Origin of the sequence: Flavobacterium tyrosinilyticum (assembly GCF_023656565.1) — a bacterium.
Lineage (GTDB): Bacteria > Bacteroidota > Bacteroidia > Flavobacteriales > Flavobacteriaceae > Flavobacterium > Flavobacterium tyrosinilyticum.
In genome coordinates this window covers 1,300,509-1,319,790 of sequence record NZ_JAMOKG010000001.1, presented here as the reverse complement: position 1 = coordinate 1,319,790, position 19,282 = coordinate 1,300,509, and the positions used below count along the sequence as shown (strand labels likewise).

The 19,282-nt window shown below is 34.6% G+C and carries 17 protein-coding genes and 1 pseudogene; 8 read left to right on the top strand and 10 right to left on the bottom strand.

Annotation, left to right across the window (positions count from 1 at the left end):
* Window positions 1-181 precede the first annotated feature (181 nt).
* The 5 genes from NCC77_RS05830 to NCC77_RS05810 all read right to left on the bottom strand — a co-directional run bounded on the left by NCC77_RS05830 (window position 182) and on the right by NCC77_RS05810 (window position 6,016).
* Window positions 182-838 (bottom strand): 3-oxoacid CoA-transferase subunit B, encoded by a 657-nt coding sequence (locus tag NCC77_RS05830; protein WP_250834745.1) that lies wholly within the window; start codon window positions 836-838, stop codon window positions 182-184.
* A 124-nt stretch (window positions 839-962) separates the two neighbouring features.
* Window positions 963-1,664: a CoA transferase subunit A gene (locus NCC77_RS05825; RefSeq protein WP_250834744.1), complete on the bottom strand. Its 702-nt coding sequence runs from the start codon at window positions 1,662-1,664 to the stop codon at window positions 963-965.
* A 165-nt stretch (window positions 1,665-1,829) separates the two neighbouring features.
* Window positions 1,830-4,136, bottom strand: coding sequence for a penicillin-binding protein 1A (locus NCC77_RS05820; protein WP_250834743.1), 2,307 nt, complete (start codon window positions 4,134-4,136; stop codon window positions 1,830-1,832).
* A 10-nt stretch (window positions 4,137-4,146) separates the two neighbouring features.
* Window positions 4,147-4,626, bottom strand: a complete 480-nt coding sequence (locus NCC77_RS05815) for a gliding motility lipoprotein GldH (protein WP_095930250.1) — start codon at window positions 4,624-4,626, stop codon at window positions 4,147-4,149.
* Window positions 4,610-6,016, bottom strand: coding sequence for a PSP1 domain-containing protein (locus tag NCC77_RS05810; protein ID WP_250834742.1), 1,407 nt, complete (start codon window positions 6,014-6,016; stop codon window positions 4,610-4,612). Before NCC77_RS05810 ends, NCC77_RS05815 begins: the two co-directional genes overlap by 17 nt.
* Window positions 6,017-6,306: 290 nt before the next feature.
* Between NCC77_RS05810 and NCC77_RS05805 the strand changes: the two genes are divergently transcribed.
* From NCC77_RS05805 to NCC77_RS05770, 8 genes are all read left to right on the top strand, one after another.
* Window positions 6,307-7,143: a hypothetical protein gene (locus tag NCC77_RS05805; protein ID WP_250834741.1), complete on the top strand. Its 837-nt coding sequence runs from the start codon at window positions 6,307-6,309 to the stop codon at window positions 7,141-7,143.
* 220 nt (window positions 7,144-7,363) lie between these two features.
* A complete protein-coding gene (locus NCC77_RS05800; protein ID WP_250834740.1) occupies window positions 7,364-8,200 on the top strand; it encodes a hypothetical protein in 837 nt (278 codons plus the stop codon).
* 275 nt (window positions 8,201-8,475) lie between these two features.
* On the top strand, window positions 8,476-9,657 hold the full coding sequence (locus tag NCC77_RS05795; protein ID WP_250834739.1) for an ankyrin repeat domain-containing protein: 1,182 nt from the start codon (window positions 8,476-8,478) through the stop codon (window positions 9,655-9,657).
* A 20-nt stretch (window positions 9,658-9,677) separates the two neighbouring features.
* The gene (locus NCC77_RS05790; RefSeq protein ID WP_250834738.1) at window positions 9,678-11,030 is read left to right on the top strand and encodes an ankyrin repeat domain-containing protein; all 1,353 of its coding nucleotides are present in this window, start codon (window positions 9,678-9,680) and stop codon (window positions 11,028-11,030) included.
* Between the two features lie 19 nt (window positions 11,031-11,049).
* On the top strand, window positions 11,050-11,592 hold the full coding sequence (locus tag NCC77_RS05785; RefSeq protein ID WP_250834737.1) for a hypothetical protein: 543 nt from the start codon (window positions 11,050-11,052) through the stop codon (window positions 11,590-11,592).
* A 43-nt stretch (window positions 11,593-11,635) separates the two neighbouring features.
* Window positions 11,636-12,700 (top strand): ankyrin repeat domain-containing protein, encoded by a 1,065-nt coding sequence (locus NCC77_RS05780; RefSeq protein ID WP_250834736.1) that lies wholly within the window; start codon window positions 11,636-11,638, stop codon window positions 12,698-12,700.
* Between the two features lie 60 nt (window positions 12,701-12,760).
* The gene (locus NCC77_RS05775; protein ID WP_250834735.1) at window positions 12,761-13,513 is read left to right on the top strand and encodes a hypothetical protein; all 753 of its coding nucleotides are present in this window, start codon (window positions 12,761-12,763) and stop codon (window positions 13,511-13,513) included.
* A 27-nt stretch (window positions 13,514-13,540) separates the two neighbouring features.
* Window positions 13,541-14,584, top strand: a complete 1,044-nt coding sequence (locus NCC77_RS05770) for an XAC2610-related protein (protein ID WP_250834734.1) — start codon at window positions 13,541-13,543, stop codon at window positions 14,582-14,584.
* Window positions 14,585-14,638: 54 nt separating this feature from the next.
* Here the strand turns inward: NCC77_RS05770 and NCC77_RS05765 are convergent, their stop codons facing one another.
* The 5 genes and pseudogenes from NCC77_RS05765 to NCC77_RS05745 form a co-directional block, all read right to left on the bottom strand.
* Entirely contained in the window at window positions 14,639-14,869 is a 231-nt protein-coding gene (locus NCC77_RS05765; RefSeq protein WP_250834733.1) for a ferredoxin, read from the bottom strand.
* Window positions 14,869-16,110 (bottom strand): peptidase U32 family protein, encoded by a 1,242-nt coding sequence (locus NCC77_RS05760; RefSeq protein ID WP_250834732.1) that lies wholly within the window; start codon window positions 16,108-16,110, stop codon window positions 14,869-14,871. Before NCC77_RS05760 ends, NCC77_RS05765 begins: the two co-directional genes overlap by 1 nt.
* Window positions 16,111-16,324: 214 nt before the next feature.
* A pseudogene (tnpA, locus tag NCC77_RS05755) lies at window positions 16,325-16,758 on the bottom strand (IS200/IS605 family transposase).
* A 24-nt stretch (window positions 16,759-16,782) separates the two neighbouring features.
* Window positions 16,783-18,141: an oxygen-dependent tRNA uridine(34) hydroxylase TrhO gene (gene trhO, locus NCC77_RS05750; RefSeq protein ID WP_250834730.1), complete on the bottom strand. Its 1,359-nt coding sequence runs from the start codon at window positions 18,139-18,141 to the stop codon at window positions 16,783-16,785.
* Between the two features lie 177 nt (window positions 18,142-18,318).
* Window positions 18,319-19,275 carry a polyphosphate kinase 2 family protein gene (locus NCC77_RS05745; RefSeq protein ID WP_250834729.1) on the bottom strand — a complete coding sequence of 319 codons (957 nt, stop codon included), beginning with the start codon at window positions 19,273-19,275 and terminating at the stop codon, window positions 18,319-18,321.
* Window positions 19,276-19,282: the final 7 nt, after the last annotated feature.

Genomic DNA, 19,282 nt, shown 5'->3' with positions numbered 1-19,282 from the left:
CCTACAAAAAAGGCCAGCTCTTTTAAAAGCTGGCCTTGATCGGTTTTTTAGAAAAAAGTATGATTGCCGCAAAGGCACCAAGTCACCAAGTTTTTTTTAAGGCTAAACCGCCTTTTGGGGCAGTTTTTTATTTTTCTCCTTAAAATTACTTCGAGTCCTTGTGCCTTCGTGGCAATTTCTCTTAAATCGACATCTCAGGAATTTCTCCTTCAATGATTAAATCGGCTTCGGTTGAGGCGATGATGTGCTCGACTGAGACACCTGGCGCTCGTTCTAAGAGCTTAAAACCTTTTTTTATTACTTCGAGAACTGCAAGCTCGGTTACAACCTTTTTAACGCATCCTACGCCCGTTAATGGCAAAGTGCATCTTTTTAAGATTTTTGACTCTCCTGCTTTATTCACATGCATCATAGCCACGATTATATTTTCGGCGGAAGCCACCAAATCCATTGCACCTCCCATTCCTTTCACCATTTTACCTGGAATTTTCCAGTTTGCGATGTCACCGTTTTCAGAAACCTCCATTGCTCCAAGAATCGTCAAATCTACCTTCTGGCTTCTAATCATTCCAAAACTAAAAGCAGAATCAAAGAAACTTGACCCTGCAAGTGTCGTGATAGTTTGTTTTCCTGCATTGATCACATCTGCATCTTCTTCTCCTTCAAAAGGAAAAGGCCCCATGCCGAGAACTCCATTTTCACTTTGGAATTCAACCGCTATATCCTCTCGAACATAATTTGCGACCAAAGTCGGAATCCCAATTCCAAGATTTACAAAATAACGGTCTTTTACTTCTTTTGCAATTCGTTTTGCTATATCTTCTTTACTAAGTGCCATAGTTTTAATGTGTCAATTTTTTTAATGTGTCAATTTTTTTAATGTGTCAATTAGTCAATTTGATAATAAGATAATTCTATATGCAATCTAAATTAATTATCTAATTGCCTCATTTTCTAATTATCTAATTTCTAGCTCTTACTGTGCGTTGTTCAATTCGCTTCTCAAATTTTTCTCCTTGAAAGATGCGCTGTACCATAATTCCAGGAATATGAATTTGATTTGGATCTAATGTACCCACAGGAACCAACTCTTCTACTTCTGCAATTGTGATCTTTCCTGCACCCGCCATACAAGCGTTGAAGTTTCTAGCTGTTCCTTTGAAAATCAGATTTCCGGCTTCATCGCCTTTCCAAGCTTTTACAATAGAAAAATCGGCTTTGAAAGCTTCTTCCATAATATGCATTTTTCCATTAAACTCGCGCGCTTCTTTTCCTTCTGCAACTTCAGTTCCGTAACCTGCTGGTGTAAAGAAAGCAGGAATTCCAGCCTGAGCCGCACGACAGCGTTCTGCCAAAGTTCCTTGAGGCGTCAATTCAACTTCCAATTCTCCCGAAAGCATCTGACGTTCGAATTCGGCGTTTTCTCCCACATAAGAAGAAATCATTTTTTTAATCTGCTTTTTCTGCAACAACAATCCCAAACCAAAATCGCCTACACCAGCATTGTTGGAAATACAGGTCAAATCTGAAATGGATGTATTTACCAAAGCTGCGATTGTATTTTCAGGAATGCCACATAATCCGAAACCACCAAACATAATGGTCATACCGCTATCGATTCCTTCAATAGCTTCATGAACGCTATTTACTTTTTTTGTTATCATAACAAACTATCTTTATTGCTGAATATTTTTGATAAAAATAAGATTTTTAGGTGAAATTATAACGATTTCGTAAAAATAAAATGAAAAGAAAAATCCCTTTACAAATCTTCTAGAAGACTGGCAAAGGGATTGATGTATAATTAGATAAGATTTATTGCAACAATGTTACAATTCGAACTCATCTGTATTTTGTTCCGTCTGTGTGGTATCTTTCACTATAACTGGTCTAGCATAACAGTCCACTTTTATAGAAAGGTTTGCGGGACGTTCAAACTCGCCTTTAGAAACCTGAAGGGTTTTATCAGTATAACACTTTTTCATGTAATACCCCCAAACAGGCAAAGCTGCAGTTGCTCCTTGTCCGTAAGTCAAACTTTTGAAACGTGCTGAACGATCTTCACATCCAACCCAAACTCCAGTTACCAAGTTCGGTACCATTCCCATAAACCAACCATCAGACTGGTTTTGCGTTGTACCTGTTTTACCTGCAATTGGATTTGTAAACATGTATGGATATCCTGTCCAACGATTATCACCGCTTCCGCCGCCTTGCGTACGTAAACGTACACCAGAACCACTTTCTGTAACCCCTTGAAGCAATTTGATTACCGCAAAAGCGATATCTTTATTTAAAACGTCGTGAGATTCCGGAATTGGTTCGTAGATAACCTCTCCACTTTTGTTTTCAATTCTGCTTAAAAACTGTGGTTTTACATAAACTCCTTGGTTTGCAAATGTACTATACGCCGCAACCATATCTTCAACTGTAATATCTACCGCTCCTAATGCGATTGAAGGCTGAACTGGAATTTCTGTTTTTACCCCTAATTTTTTAGTCAATTCTACAACTGCTTCTGGACTTGTTCTATCAATTAATTTAGCAGAAACTGTATTAATAGAAGCCGCCAAAGCTTGTTTTAAAGTTACCATTCCGCGGTATCTGTAATCAGAGTTTCTTGGTTCCCAGTCTTCTGTTACGTGATGACGTCCTTTATGAATCATGAAAGGTCCATCAAGAATAGAATCACATGGCGACATATTTAATTCTTCGATTGCTGTTGCATAAACAAAAGGCTTGAAAGTAGAACCTACCTGTCTTGCTCCTTGTCCAACGTGATCATATTGGAAATATTTATAATTGATTCCTCCAACCCAAGCTTTAATTGCTCCTGTTTGAGGTTCCATAGACATTAAACCAGATTGTAAAAAGTGTTTGTAATAACGAATAGAATCTAGTGGTGTCATAGTGGTATCTCTTTCGCCTTTCCAAGTAAAGACACGCATTTTAGTTTTTACTTTGAATGACGCAATGATATCGTCTTCGCTTTTATCCATATCTTTCATCTGAGCCCAACGAACAGAATTTTTCATTGCCTGCATCATGATCCTGTCTGTCTCAGCTTGTGTAATATTTACGAAAGGAGCATTTTTATTGTTTTTCTGATCAATAAAAAACTGCTGTTGAAGATTTTGCATGTGTGCCGCAACAGCTTCTTCAGCATAAGTCTGCATTCTCGAATCTATCGTAGTGTAAATTTTAAGACCGTCTTTGTAAATATCGTAATCAGATCCATCAGGTTTTTTGTTTTCAGCAACCCATTTTTTCATGTAATCACGAAGATATTCTCTAAAATAAGTAGCGATACCTTCACGGTGGCTTTCCAATTTAAATTTTAGCGTAATTGGAAGTGCTTGAAGTCTTTCTTTTTCAGCTTCCGAAATCATTTTTGCTTTTGCCATTTGCGACAAAACCACATTACGACGGTTTTTTACGCCCTGCGGATTTCTTACCGGATTGTACAAACCTGAATTTTTGAACATTCCGACCAAAATAGCCGATTCGTCAACTGTCAAGTCTTTTGGCTCTTTTGAGAAATAAGTCTGAGCGGCAGAACTTACTCCAACAGAATAATTTCCGAAATCATAAACATTGCAATACATCGCTAAGATTTCGTTCTTTGTATATTGTCTTTCCAGACGAATGGCAATAATCCATTCTTTTATTTTTTGTACAATTCTAAAAGGTAAAAATTTCGATCCTTCACCGTGAAACAACTGTTTTGCAAGCTGTTGTGTCAATGTACTCGCTCCACCATTTGTTCCTAAACTAAAAACAGCTCTTAAAGTTCCGCGCCCATCAATTCCCGAGTGGTCATAAAAACGTGCATCTTCAGTTGCAACAAGTGCTTCAACTAAATTTTTAGGCAAATCAGAATATTTAAGTTGCGATCTATTGGTCTTGAAATATTTACCAAGTACCACTCCATCAGAAGAGATAATTTCGGTAGCAAGGTTTGAATCTGGATTTTCTAAATCTTCAAATGAAGGCATAGATCCAAACAAACCCCAAGAAGCAAATAAGAAGAAGGCTAAAACTCCTAGTAAAGAGTAGGCAAAAACCCGCCAAAATTTCTTTTTATAATAATTAATATCCTTAACGTTTTTGGATTGATTGTTTTTTTTAGCAGCCATAACTATTTATCTAATCTTTTTGTTCTATTCTAAAACCAACGTCTGTAATTCCTTGCAAAGCTTCAACACCTGGAATTTTACCCGATTGTCTAACCGCTTGTTTGATGTGAACTTTGTACTTTCCTGTAAACTTCACATCTTCTTTGTAATAAAGCTTACTTTCTTTTATGTCAGAAAATCCATTTCCTAACAATGTTCCATCTGGCTCTGCCATTTGGTATTCTAATGTATCCACTTTTGTAAAACCGCTTGGAGTTTCTAAAGCTACAATCAAAAACAAATTATTAAACGGATAATTGTTATTGTCTCTTATGTTTACAAAGAGGTTGAACTTTTTCGTAGAATCTAAAACTGGCAGATCAAAGCTCACAATACTGTCTTTGTGCCAAGCACTTCCAACAGATTTATACTGATCAAATACTCTTTTTTTATCACAAGAAAAAAGAAGTATGGCTACCAAAAGAAGAATTCCGCTATTTTTTATTCTCATTTTTAGTATTCGTTATTGGTTTTCTAGGTTCAGCAGCAGGTTTGTTTTCATTAGAATTTGGCTTATTCGGATTGTTCTTATTCGAATTATGCTTTTTCTTATGATTTTGCTTATTTGGATTATTCTGATTATTTGGCTTATTTCCATTGCCATTGTTTGCATTACCATTGTTCGGATTGCTATTTCCTGCTGGTTTAGCGTGGTTTGTATTTTTCTCCTGCTGTGGTTTTGCTGGAGTTGCAACGATAGCCGCCTCTGCATTTTGCTTGCGCTTGCGATTTGGTTTTTTCTTTCTTTTTGGCTGGTCAAAACGGGTTAAACTTTCTTGACCCATTGCATTATTGAAATCTTTTTCTGGTTCTGCAACTACTTCAACAGCAAAATCTTCTAAAGAAGAAACTTTATTTTTCTGTTTATTTTCTGCAATGATTTCTTTTACCTGATCAATTTTTAAAACATGCCAGTTTGCGAAGTTGTTTGTATAAGCAAACCACATTAATCCTTTAAAAATATCCTGTTTTTGGCAAACAGCATCTCCTTTTTCTGTGATTAGTTTGGTATCGTAATCCGGAAAATCTTTTAATGCGTCCATGTAAGTGTCTAACTCATAGTTCAAACAGCATTTTAATTTACCACATTGCCCTGCTAATTTCTGCGGATTCAAAGATAATTGCTGATAACGAGCTGCTGATGTATTTACACTTCTAAAATCGGTTAGCCAAGTCGAACAGCAAAGTTCGCGTCCACAAGATCCAACTCCTCCTAAACGAGCCGCTTCCTGACGGAAACCAACTTGTTTCATCTCTACTCTAGTGCTGAATTCTTTAGCAAAATCTTTAATCAGCATTCTAAAATCGACACGATCGTTTGCTGTGTAGTAAAATGTTGCTTTAGATCCGTCACCTTGAAATTCAATATCCGAAATTTTCATTTCCAGTTTGTGCTGAATTGCCAATTCACGAGCACGAACTTTCATTGGTTCCTCACGATCACGCGCTACAGACCAAATATCGATGTCTTTTTGAGATGCTTTTCTGTAAATTTTTGGAACCTCATTACTTTCGTAATTCACTCCTTTTTTCTTCATTTGAATCTTAACCAATTCTCCTGTAAGAGTCACAATTCCAATATCATGTCCTGGCGAAGCAACAGTTGCTACAATATCGCCAATACTTAAAGTTAATTTCTCCGAATTTCTAAAAAATTCCTTACGTCCGTTTTTAAAACGAACCTCAACACAATCAAAAATCGCCTCTCCATTAGACGGACTCATGTTCGAAAGCCAGTCAAAAACCGTCAATTTATTGCAGCTATCGGTGCCGCAAGTCCCATTATTTTTACAACCTTTTGGTGCGCCACCATCTGAGGTTGAACAACTTGTACATGCCATAATTATATATGTAGTGCTGCCAGAATGCAGCTTAAGTTCATAAACGTTTGATCGGTAAAGATAGTATTTTTTTTATTTGGCTATTTATAGATTAGTTCTAAAGGGTTGTTAAATAAAATTTGACTCGGTTTTTAAAAATAATAGTTTTAAAATTCACTGATAAAAACATTTTATTCTTCTCTAAATAAAAGACTTATTCTGTTTGTTTTATGGCTTATTAGGGACGTTCTCAATTCTTTTCAAAATTAATTTTGTGGGTAATTTTTTAAAACCAAAAATTGGATAGAAATATGAATTATTTAGCAAATTCTATTAAAAACAATCAAGAGAAAATTAAATCTTATGAAGTTTCCGAAAAAACTAAAAAGGAACTTTTGGAAAACTTTCAAATTCCAACTTTAAATCAAGATTTGACACAATGGTATATAGATTTACCACAAGATGAAAACATTACATTTTTTTGGACTAATGATTTTGATATAATTGCATCTAATAACTTAAATGTTGCTCTTGAGGGTTTTCGATATATTAAAAACAATGCAAATTGGGAAGATCTTGTAGAAATGCAATGGCAACGCAATTGGATTATTATTTCAACTATTAATGGCAATCCAATAATCGCAGATATAGCTAAACCTAAAACACCAATCTATTATGATTATGTGGGCGGAGATTTTTCTCCACAATTATTAGTAGATTCACTTGAAAAATTCGATTATTTTCTAGGTGTTTGGCTTAGTAAGCACAATGATGAATATTATCACAATGGTAAATATAAATCCGAATATTATGATTCTTTGGAAAATGAGTGGAAAGTTAAACTAACTGAACAAGAAATTCAAAATATTAAGGAATTTCTCCCTATTGCAAAGGCTAACAAAACTTTTAATTCACTACCAAAATTTGATAACTTTAAAAAGAAATATATCTATTTAGATGACGTGGGCAAAAACCGTTCTAAAGTAATAGTAGCTATAAAAAAAGAAACCGGATTGTCTTTCAATGAAATAATTAAAGAATTAGAAAACACTCCTTTTTTTTTAACTGAGGGATATGGCGATAATAAAAAAGAATTAATAAATTATCTTACTTTTTTAGACGCAAAAATAAGAGTGGAAGAAATTTAAATACTTGGCTCAACCTCGATAACCCCGATAGCGCGGATTTGCAATCCGTGCCAGCAATAGTAAGACACAAAACAAATCATTAAAAAAGATACACGAATTAATGTACTTTTTATATTCACAAAGAGAATAAACCAATCTTTGCGGGCACGGATTGCAAATCCGCGCTATCGTTGCTGAGATACGCGATCGGGGAAATCCAAAAAAATAAATTTTAATTAAAATGGACTCAAAACAATTATTCAGATTATATCACAGCAAATTTTTCAAGGCAAACTGGTTGAATGATAATGGCGAATTGGCTCAAAACGATGGCGAAGTAAAATGGGTCTATTGTGGAATTAATCAAGATTTTAATTCCAAAATAGTTAAAGAATCAATAAATGACACTTTTGAAGAAGATGAAGTTTATCTTTTTATTTCATCAAATAAAAGTTCATTGGTTTCAAAATCAATTGTTGTCGAAGAAATCGGTAAAATTTTGCACAAAAAAGAAATTGGTGTAATGAATACTTCATGCACAAAAATTATCCATTTTACCACCTACGGAGTCTTTAGTAGTGGAATAATTAGAGATTTTCCTAAAAGCCGTTTAAGAACTGATGGAACACCTCTAAAGGTAGCATTTCACGCAAACATTTTGGATTCAAGCACCAAGAAAGTTGCTGATGCCATTGAAGATCATTTCTCTAATCTTGAAAAGGAATTACACAAAGATTATGGAGGAATTTTAGAACATCTTTGGATAGATTTAGAATTAGTTGAAAGTCATTTAAAAAGTAGGGATTCTTGGCCTTTTCGTTTTCAAAAAAGAGTTGATAATCCAGAATCTCATACCGAATTATACACCTACAATGTAGGCCATTATAGTGTTAAACCAGATTTTGAAAAACTAAGAAAGCTTTCATCTGAAGAATCAATTTGCTCATATGTATTTGAGTTATTATATGAATCAACTCAAGTTTTAGTCGATAAGCAGAAAAAACTTGATGCATTCAATGCAACTGCATTTCGACAGGATTTTTTGTATGCTTGCAAAAAGTTGGGATGTATTGACTGATAAATCTCCACAAATAAAAAACCCTATTTTGCTTCAATTGCAAAATAGGGTTTTCTCTTAAATATACTTTCTGTCTATTTTTAAAAAAAATCAGACCAAAAAAAACCTTAAAATATCTATTCTGTCTATTTTATGCCATAAAAAGCCATTTTTAATTTTTATCCTGAAATATATTTCTCATTTTTATGTTTTATCTTACAGCAATGTTTGTGAGGCCACTAATTACAAGCCAAAATTGCGAGTAAAACTTATAATCATTTTTAAATATATTTCCAATGCAAACACAAAACCAGATTGAAAATTTCCTTTTCCAGGGAAAATTTGACGAGGCCAGAGAATGCCTAAATAACGGAGAAAACTTTAACGATCAGTATCTTAAAAACAATTTCTCTCAAATAGCGGCCAAAATTATCGAAGCCAAAGAAATGGATTTCATCCAACGACTAATAAAAGCGGGCTTCATTGAAACCGATATTTACGAATTGGACAGTTTTGACAAATCGATATTCAATCCGCTTTCTCGAAATATAAAAAATGACGAAGAATCTCTTTCTTTCTTCAAAGAGATAATGTCAAAAGTCGACAATATTAATGACGAAATCAGCGATCAGACTTTATTGGGTTATTTTATAGAAAAAGAAGCCGTTCCAGAAGTCATTAAAAGCTTGATAGAAGATTTTGGATGCAATGCGCAATACCAAAACAACGCTCAAGAAAATCTAATTCATAAAATCGTAAACAATTATTCTTTAAATGCCGAAAAAGGCAAAGAATATATTAAAATACTTCTCGAAAACGGAGTCGACATCAACGAGAAAAATGTAGTGGGTACAACACCGCTGATGTACGCTGTAAAAAGAAACAAAAAAGAATACATTCCGACCTTATTAGAAAATGGAGCAGATCCGAATGAAAAAGACAATCAGGAAAACAGTTCTTTTTATTACGCGGTTGGCGAGCAGTTTTCTATTCCGATGTACGAGCTTTTAGCCGAATCCTCTTCAGCAGATTTCAACAGCATCAACAAAGACGGAAGAACTTTACTGACTGAGTTTATCCGAATGATGTCTGATTCGGAGAATGATCTCAATTCTTTACAAAGATTATTATCTGATGGTGCCGACTTAAATCACTGTGCCCAATATTACGGAAATCCGAAATCAGGCATCGATTATATTGCTGAGAAAAAATCGGGTATTTTAAAATCGGCATTAGACAGTGGTGCAATTGACGTTAACGAACAAGACAATCAAGGCAATACCATTTTGCACAAAGTCTGCGCCTACAATGTAAATTATGATCCCGAAGCGGCGAAAGAAATTTACAGAAAAGTAAAATTGCTTCTGGAGAATGGTGCAGACAAAGAGATTACAAACGATAAAGACGAAACTGCTCTTGCGCTTGCTTCTACAGACAATTTGAAAGTTAAAACTGTTGAGCTTTTAATGAAAACCTAAATTTATAAAATCACGATTCTATGTCAATGTCATTTATAATTGCCTGTGAAAACGGCAACCGAAAAATAGCTGAATTACTGCTTCAAAATAAAGAAGTAGATGTAAAATATACCGACGAAAGAGGAAGAACAGCCTTGCATTATGCCGCACACAGAGGGTATCTGGATATTGTAAAACTATTAGTTGAAGATGGAGCCGATATCGATTATGAAGATCACGCGGGAGAAACACCTTTGTTCTTTGCTTGTCTGCAAAAGCAAAAACAGACCGCTTTATTTTTGTTGGAGAATGGCGCCAAAATCGAAATCAACGATAAAAACGGTAACAGCCTGTTACACTTGACTGTACAGACGGCTCAAGTAGAAATTGCAACAAAGTTGCTTGAAGCAGGAATTGATGTTAATTTACTGAATAACAATGGAGAAACTCCGCTGTTATTGGCTTCTGCAAAACTAAACCGTGAAATTATCCAATTGCTTTTAGATAAAGGTGCCGACATTAATGCGACCGATAAACAAGGTAATACGCCATTACTTTACGCATGTTATACCAAGTCATTGCCAATGGTAACGTTACTCTTGGACAACGGCGCGGCTATCAATCATACGAATCATTCTGGGGAAAATGCGCTTTTAATTGCATGCTACGAAACCAATAGAATGTTAGCTAAATTATTGATTGAAAGAGGTTCAGATGTATTCACTTCAAGTAACAATGGACATTCTCCTATTTGGTACGCTTGCGCGAATAATCAAAAGGAAATCGTAGCTTTGTTTTTAGAAAATGGTGTCGATGTGAATTACAGCAAACCAGTTGCCAATGATACTTCTTCAATGAATGATTATCTCGATTGGATTGTCAGCGCAACCAATATTTCTAACGAATCTAGTTTCACCCTAAATAATTCTTATACTTACGGAGGAGAAAGTCTTTTACATGTTGCAACCAAAAAAGGCAATCTGAGTATGGTAAAACTACTAATTGAAGCTGGAGCAAATATCAATATTCAAGACGAATCCGGAAATACACCCCTTCACTATAGCGCTGCAAACGGAAAGAAAGATGTTGTAAAATATCTATTAGACAATAAAGCCGATGCTTCAATCGTCAATGTAAAAGAGCAAAAAGCAATTGACTATTCGAATGTAAAAGGTTTCAATGAAATTACAGAATTGATTTTGAAATATGCTCCTTCTGGAACTACTGTAAATCCAATAAACACTGCACCGCAGACCGAAGCTCCAAAAGCAGACACTTCAAATTCGATGGAAGCCAAGAAAAAAGCCCTATTAGACTTAAAAGAACTTTTAGATGCTGGCATTTTAACTTCGGAAGAATTTGATGCTGAGAAAAGTAAAATTTTAAAAGGATAAATAATAAATAAACTCACAAATGAAAAAAATCTTAAATGCCACGACTCTATTTTTAGTATTAATTGCCTCGAGCATAGTTTCTACATCTTGTACCAACCTTTCGCCAGAAAAAACCTTTGAAATTGCTGCTTTAAATTCGAATTTATTGTCACGTTTTGGAAGCAAAGAAATCAATGAAAAACTGCAATCGGAAGCACAAGTTTATGATGAGAACCAAAAAAAGATGATTCCTTCTTCTTACTACGATGCTTTTAAATATGATATTACCAATCTGGAAACACGTTTTCAATCTATTAAAGATATTGCTGAAGACGATGACAATAAAGAACTTCTTCAGGCTTCAAAAGATTTATTTTCTTATGCAATTGCCAAACAAAAAGAAGGCTATTTGCCGATTGCTAAACTAAAAGACGAAAAAGCTTCACCAGAGCAAATACAAAAAGCAATCTCAGATTTTGACGCCTCAACCCAAAGTGAAATCGATGCAAAATTTGCAAAACTGATGAATGCAGCAAAAGCATATGTTGAAAAGCATAACATTAATGCTAAAATTGGAGTCTGAAATCAAATATCTTGACAAATGATTTTAAAAAGAAATAGGTAGAATGGCAAAGAAAAAGAAAACGCTTCCGAAAAATTTTAGCGAATTAATTGAGAAGAAAGACATTGAAGCTTTGAAAGCTGTATTTGACACCTGCGAATTGGATGCAAGAGGCGGCTACGGAAAAACAACTGCTTTAAGCTTTTGGGGCATTCCCAATGAGCTTATAATTTGGCTAGTAGAAAATGGCGCAGATTTGGAAGCAGTTGATACTTATAACCGTACTGCATTGCATCAAAACGCGATGATACGAACTGGTAAGATTTCAACTTTATTAGAACTCGGTGCCAATATACATGCAAGGGACAATTATGGAGATACACCTTTACATTTTGCAACTGGAAGTGGCTTTAACGTAGATGCTGTCCAAAAACTAATAGAATATGGAGCAGATACCAATGCTTTGAATACCTACAAACAAACTCCTTTGGAACGTGCTTTGGTTAGAGCAAATAACATCGACCTTAAAAATTTGGCCGAAATATCAAAAATACTTTTAAAATCTGATGTCGAAATAACTCAGTCCATGAAAAATGCTGTTGTTCGAAGAGGAGAAGATTTTGAATTTCATAGGGAAAATTTCAACAAAGATTATTTGGAAGAAACAGACCATGCATTAAAGCAACTTTATGAAATGTTTCATGTTCCGCCTGTAAAAAGACGTATTCTGCACGACGGTGTGTCTCCTATTTCTGTAACTGGTACAACCTGGGAAAAACAATTCGAAGAACTATGGGAACTTTTAATACCGTCAAAGGGCAGTTCAAAAACCGTACAAGGCGAAGTCGTGCGCATTTCAGGAAAGGTACGAGATGAAATATATAGAAATGGCGGTGGTAATTGGAATATCGATTTTAAAAAAATGTTAGATGCCTTTTTTATCCATTTGTCCTCGAACAATTCACTGTCTGATAACGAACTTGAAAAAGCAGATTTGATTATAAAATATGTTCGCAAAAATGGAGACGCAGAAATCGATGAGCTTAATTTTTTATGCGAACTCGCAACTAAATGGGTTCTTGCCAATACGACACCCATTTTGCTAAGCGAACCCAATTACAAAAGATAAGACTACAAAACATTTTGAACGATACCAGAGTGTTTTTCTTATGAAATCTAAAAAACTATTATGATTAGAAACTTACTTATTATAGTCCTTATTTTACTATTTACGGGACTTTCAAGTTGTAACAAAAGCAAAGAAAAAACCGAATCTTCTCAGGTTACAGAAATTCCAACTGTTCCAGAAGTTTTTGAAACAGATACAGCTTCAATCGAAATAAAGAAAAAACCTGAAGATTTTATTCCGAAAGGATATGTTCCTTTTGATACCATTAAGGGAGATTTTAATAAAGACGGACTGGAAGATTATATTCTAATCATTAAAGGAACTGATAAAAGTAAAGTCATTCAGCATGAATATCGTGGAGAGCTAGATCGAAACCGCAGAGGAATTATAGCATTATTAAATAAAAATAACGGCTACGAACTGGCCGCTAAAAATTATGACTGTTTTTCTTCTGAAAATGAAGATGGAGGTGTTTATTATGCTCCCGAACTTGACTTTGAAATAAAAGACGGAAAATTATACATTAATTATGCTCATGGAAGATATGGCTATTGGCAGTATACTTTTAGATATCAAAATTCAGACTTTGAACTAATTGGTTATGATGCCAGCAGTAATCGAGGACCTATTGTGCTTACACAAACCAGCATTAATTTTCTTACTCGAAAAAAGATTGTAGATCAAAACATCAATGAAAACACCTATGATGAAGATGAAGTTTTTGAAAAAAGCGAAAGTAAAATCAAAAGAACAAAACTTCTTAAATTATCTGAAATTAAAGATTTTGATGAGCTTGATCTTTTTGACGAATAATTTCATGATCCTTATTCTGAATACAATATGAAAATAAAGTTTTACTTCGTCATTTTTCTACTTGCGCAAAGCTATATTACAAATGCGCAAAAAGCTTATGTCGTTAATGATTTCTTGAAAGGCTATACTTTGTATTTTGCCAAACAAACTAAGAATTCGAAAACAGAAGAATATTATAGGCTTACAGAGAATCAAACAAAGAAAACGGTACTCGAATATGGTTCTAAGCAACTTTCTAAATCGGAACTAAGCAAAACAGCCAAAATCACGGCGTTCAAAAGTATTCCTGAATCTAATATTCGCGTTTTAGGAGATGTCAACTTTGACGGACGTACCGACGTTATCCTTTTTAACAACGAGAAAAATGACGATGAAGGTTGTTATACACCGCAAGCAACAGCGTATATCTTTATTAATAGGTCCAATTCTTTTGTGCTCAGCAATAGTATTAGCGACTTATATTACAATTCCTTTTGTGTACGAGGTGGAGGATTTGAAATTGATGCTAAAAACAAACGTCTTATAACCTCGAGCAGCGGCGGTGCAGCCCTTCATGTTTGTTCCTATTATAGTGTTTCTGGTTTGGAAGCTAAAGAAGAATGCACTTTTGAGGAAGACGGATATTCTTTTCCGTTTTTAAAAATAACTGGCAAAAAGCGAAAAGGTAATGATTTTATACCCTTTTCGACTTTATCTGTTTACGAGCCAAACTTAGACAAAGTAGTTACTTTTGACACTAAAAATGGTAAGGGGCGCATAATTTTATTTAAGCATAACGGTATTTTGTATTATGCATTTCGGCAAAATGATGAATATAAATTTGTTTCTTTTGCCCACCCATCAAGTCCTGAAAAAGCAGACAAAGCAGGATTTAAATTTCGAAAACAAAATACAGCTTATGAATTGGAATTTAATAGTGGCAGCATAAAATATATAATTTATGAAAGTGCCACAGACATTGGAATCAAAATTTATGTAAACGGAAAACTATCAGATTGGCAGGGAATTACTAAAAAAGGAAGTTTGTCTTTATTATCAAATAGTAGCTTTAAAAATATGGTTAAAGAATAAATTTACTGCAATAAGAAAGAGCTGCAAACTGCAGCTCTTCCATTTTTATATATTCTATGTTTCTTTAACCGTAATAATCTTCACCGGACAAGCTTTTGCAGCCAGTTCACAACTTTCTACAATAGCATGATTCGAAGATTTTAAAGTAAAAAATCCTTTTGCATTCTGCGAATGAAGCAATACCGATTTTCCGTCTTTTTTTGACATCTGGAAATGAACTGGATCCATTTCGACGCAATAATTACAACCAATGCATTTGTCCCTCTGTAAAGTAATAATAACCATTATGCCTCAACGATTTTATATAGCTTGTCCGACATTCTGATTCTAAACGGAAGCTTGAAAGTACAATCGTCTCCCTTTGTTGCTTTTTCTGCTGTAAGATCGTTCACAAACATTTCATCGATAATCATTTCCTGAGCTCCTGTACTTGGTCCTGTTACCAAAATTTTATCTCCGACTTTAATATCGTAAGCTTCAATTTTGAATTGTCCAACTTCGGCTTTTGGGAAATAATGCGTTCCTTTTCCAACATAAACTTTCTTTTGAGTTGCCGCAGATCCAGGAATATCGCTCCATTCTCCTAATTCTTGTCCCAAATAATAGCCTGACCAAAAACCGCGATTGTAAACGGTATTCAAAGCTTCCATCCAAACTGCCGTTTTCTCTTTTGAGAAAGTGCCTTTGTAATAGGCATCGATCGCTTCACGATAGGTTTTAATGACCGTTGCCACATATTCTGGTGCACGTCCGCGGCCTTCGATTTTTAAAACCTGAATTCCAGAGTCAATCACTTGATCTAAGAAATCCAAAGTACATAAATCTTTTGGCGACATCATGTATTCGTTATCCAATTCAATTTCGAAACCCGTTTCTTGATCGATAACTGTATATTTTTTTCGGCAATTTTGTTTGCAGGCACCACGATTCGCAGAGGAATTGTGTGAATGTAAACTCAAATAACATTTTCCTGAAACTGCCATACACAAAGCTCCGTGACCAAAAATTTCGATTTCTACTAAATTTCCGTTAGGCCCTTTGATCTGATCTTTTTCTATTTGTTCTGTTATTTTCTTTACTTGACGTAAACTCAATTCACGGCTTAAAACCATCGTATCGGCAAATAAACTATAGAATCTAATGGTTTCGATGTTGGTCACATTCAATTGGGTCGAAATATGAACTTCCATTCCAATCGATCTTGCCATTGCAATTACAGCTTGGTCTGATGCAATTACTGCAGTAATATTAGCATCTTTAGCTTTTGTCAATAATGTTTTTACAACAGATAGATCGTGATCGTAAATAATGGTGTTTAAAGCAAGATAGCTTCTAACATTTTTTTCTTCACATCGATTAGCTATTTCTTTTAAATCTTCAATAGTAAAATTAACGGTAGATCTTGCACGCATGTTGAGCTGTTCAACACCAAAATATACTGAATCACAGCCATTATCTAAAGCAGCTTGAAGCGACTCAAAGTTCCCAGCGGGAGCCATGAGTTCAATTGTATTGTTAATCGTCATTTTTGATTTATTATTCAAATGACAAAAATAATGTGGGTATAGATTAGATTCCTATGATATATATCATAGTCTATATTTTAAAAATTATCCGTAAATCGTTGTGGACATTCTTTGCGCTCCTGCGGTTGAAACCGCAGGCTATGTTTTTCTGCAAATGTTTTTCAAATATAGCCCGTGGTTTCAACCACGGGAAACATATCGTTGCGTCAAGCGATCATTTATCCCCTAACCCATGCAATTTTACAAATTCATCAAATTCATCTTCTCCACTTTTTTTAAGATGATGTTGTTTTTGATTTTTAATATAATTGTAACAGCATTTAACTGAGATTCGCTGACAGAAAAAGCACCAAACCCAGTTTGCCATGCAAATTTTTCAAGGATAAATTCTCCTCTATTCATAAAATGAGAAGAACTTCCTTTTACTTGCTTTACAATATCTGCGATAGTTTTTTGTGGATTTTGTAAAAATAAAACATGTACATGGTCTGGCATTCCATTAATGATTCTAACTGGACATCCAAGTTCTGTTAATTCTTGCCAAATGCAATCATAAAGAGTTTTCTCAATTGAAAAATCAATCAGATCCTTACGGTTTTTGGTAGCCCAAATTACATGAATCCATAATTTGGTAAACGATTGTGACATAATTAAATTAACATAAAAATTTTGCTAATTTACAATTTTATACAATTTATCTGACAAACGAATACGAAATGGAACCTCAAAAGTAACCTTATCACCAACTTTCGCAGATTGAGTTTCTGCGCCGTTAACAATGATTTTATCTAAAACCAATTCCTGATCTCCAGTAGTAGGACCAGAAATAAGGATTTTATCACCTCTATTTAGTTCTTGATTTTCTATAGTGAATTGTCCAACTTGCGCTTTCACATAATAATGTTCAGCTTTTCCAAGAAGTACTTTTTTTACTTTTACTTTCTGACGGATATCAGCTGGTTTTTGCGCCGTTGCCAATGCAGTCTCTGGCAATTCTCCTGAATGTTTGAATTTCAAGTTTTCAGATTTACCTTTTCTGAATACTTTGTTTCCAACTTGTTTTCCAGTTCTTAAACGAACTTGATCAACCAAAGGCATGTGGATAATTTCTAGACATTCTGTTGAACAGCAGTTTTCCATTGCCGCTTTACATTCATCACACTGAATAAATAGTAAATGACAACCGTCATTTTCACAATTTGTGTGGTTATCACAAGGTTTTCCGCATTGGTGACATTGCGAAATAATATCATCTGTAATTCTTTCGCCTAGACGATTATCAAACACGAAGTTTTTACCAATGAATTTACTTTCTAAACCTTCTTCTTTCAATTGTTTAGCGTAATTAATGATTCCGCCTTCTAATTGATAAACGTTTTTGAAGCCTTGGTGTTTAAAGTAAGCACTTGCTTTTTCGCAACGAATACCTCCAGTACAATACATTACTAGATTTTTATCGTCTTTGTGATCTTTAAGCTGATCGTTGATAATTGGCAAACTCTCTCTAAAAGTTTCCACATCTGGTGTGATTGCGTTTTTAAAATGCCCTACTTCACTTTCGTAATGATTTCTAAAATCAACCACAATCGTGTTCGGATCATCTAAAATCTCATTGAATTCTTTGGCTTTCAAGTGAACGCCTATATTGGTAACATCAAAAGTGTCGTCGTTTAAACCGTCTGCAACAATTTTGTGACGCACTTTGATTGTCAATTTCAAAAACGAATGGTCATCGTGTTCTACAGCTTCATTCAAACGAATGCCTTTCATGAAATCATAAACTTCAAGAGTGGTTCTAAAAGCCTCCAAATTTTCGGCAGGAATACTCATTTGAGCATTTATTCCTTCATGGGCAACATAAATTCGGCCTAATGCGTCAAGGGCATTCCAGGCTACGAATAAGTCGTTACGAAATTTTTGTGGATCTTGAATTTTGGCATACGCATAGAAAGACAACGTTAGTCGTTGTTTACCTGCATCATCGATCATGATGGCTCTTTCTTCTGCGCTCAAAGTGTTATACAGTTGCATGCTATAAACAGTTTTAAGTTAAGAATATATGTTTTTTTAGATTTTTCTCTAAATCTGCGGCAAATTTAGGGTTTATTTTGAGATTAAAAATGATCTTGACCTAATTATCTGATTTTTTTAACAGCTTACGAAATCAAAAACCCTCTATTTCAACAGATCTGAATAATTAATTATTGCCTATTCTTCTAGCAATGCTTTCTTAACCTCATTAAGTTCAGCAATTTTTTCTACACTTACTTTAGGATATTCCAAATCCATTTCGTCTAACGCATGAATTATTGCAGAAGCAATTGCAATTCGAGCATACGATTTATCATCAGCAGGAATTACATACCAAGGTGATTTTTTGGTAGATGTGTTTTTAATTAATTCTTCATATGCATGCATATAATCATTCCAATAGCCTCTTTCTTTGGCATCGGCTGCACTAAATTTCCAGTTTTTATCAGGATTGTCAACCCTTTCAATAAATCTTCTTTTTTGCTCTTCTTTCGAAACATTTAGAAAAAATTTAATGACCACCGTTCCGTTTCTATTGAGGTACTTTTCAAAATTTCGAATATCTTCAAAACGATTCTCCCAAATGTTCGCGTTTATCAATTTTTCAGGGATTTTTTGGCCTTTTAATATCTGTTCATGAACGCGGACTACTAAAACTTCTTCATAATACGAACGGTTAAAAATTCCTATTCTGCCTCTTTCAGGGAGATGTTTTTGACAGCGCCATAAATAATCATGATCTAATTCTTCTGAGCTTGGCCCTTTAAAAGAAGAAACCTGACAGCCTTGCGGATTTATTCCTGACATTACATGTTTGATTGCACCGTCTTTTCCAGCAGCATCCATCGCTTGAAAAATAATAAGAACCGACCATTTATCTTGTGCGTACAAAATATCCTGCATGGCTGCAAGTGCTTTGACTCCCATTCTTAATGTTTTTCGAACCGAGATATTGTCATCTTCTATAGAATAAGAAGTTGGTTTATCCCTTAAAGTGAAGTTCTTATTATCACCTACACAATATTGCTCAGAAAATTTCTTTGCCCGATGTAATAATTCTTTTTTAGTTAATTTTTTTAAATCATTATCATCCTCTTCTCTCTTTTTGTGTTTTTTCTTATTATTCTTTGACATGATTACA